General features: G+C 73.0%; 1 protein-coding gene. It reads right to left on the minus strand.

Annotation, left to right across the window (positions count from 1 at the left end):
• The coding region (gntA, locus tag ACG2DA_RS22880) for a guanitoxin biosynthesis heme-dependent pre-guanitoxin N-hydroxylase GntA (RefSeq protein ID WP_395259021.1) at positions 1–821 on the minus strand (821 nt) is incomplete at its 3' end.
• Positions 822–904 lie beyond the last annotated feature (83 nt).

The raw sequence follows: 904 nt of genomic DNA on the forward strand, positions 1-904 counted from the left end.
CACTTCCACGGGCCGTCGACGGCCCGGCCGCTGTATTGGACGGCTTCGCTGCGCTGGCCGAAGTCGGCGAGCATCGGGTTCATCCCGCCGGTCTGCTGGGTATCGCGCTCGCGGATCAGATCCCGCATCTTTTCGTAGGAGCCGGTCGCGCGGAGCCGTTCGAACTGGGCGTGCAGGTTGAAGACCAGTGCCGGCCGGGGGAAGCGGCGGGCCGGCCGGCTGGCGTCCGGGTGCATGCCGATGATGTAGAAGCTCCGCCCGGCGAAGCTGAAGGAGAAGTCCTTGTGCGACGGGTTCGGGGAGGTCGCCGGGTCCCAGGACCGTTCGTCCGCCTCGTGGAGGGCCTGAAGCTGGGCCCACAGGAGTCGCTCGAACGTCTCCTCCCGGGACTCGTCCGCCGCGGCGGGCAGGGGGGCGTCGAAGACCGCAATGAAGGTGGCGAAGTCGGAGGCGTCTGCCGCCGCCGCGCCGTCCGGCTCGCCCACCCCCAGGGCGAAGCGTTCCAGATCCGCCGCCACGCCGGCCGTCGCCGCGTCGCTCGCCAGGGCCGGGTAGAGGCCGAAGCGGTAGCTGTCCGAATTGAAGGCGCTGCGGGCGGCGACGCAGGGGTGCCGATCCGGTTCGACCCGCTCCAGCAACCAGCGATGGGCCCGCTCGGCGTCCGCCCGGCGGCGTTCCCGGCCCCGCGGCACGATCGCCCCGCCGTTGCCGTCGGGGGTGCAGAAGAACCCCGGCGGGTCCGGCGCCGCATCCTCGGCGGAGAGGCGGGAAAAGGGGCAGGACGGCGATCGGTCGGCGGACCGGCGAACGGGAGCGAGCATGTTCAAGTGTTCCTCCGCCCGCCGCAGCGGTCAGGCTCCGATCCCCCCGCGATCGTCCGGGGGACGCCCCCGGGGCCGGTCGT

It is taken from the genome of Alienimonas sp. DA493 (genome assembly GCF_043951915.1).
GTDB lineage: Bacteria > Planctomycetota > Planctomycetia > Planctomycetales > Planctomycetaceae > Alienimonas.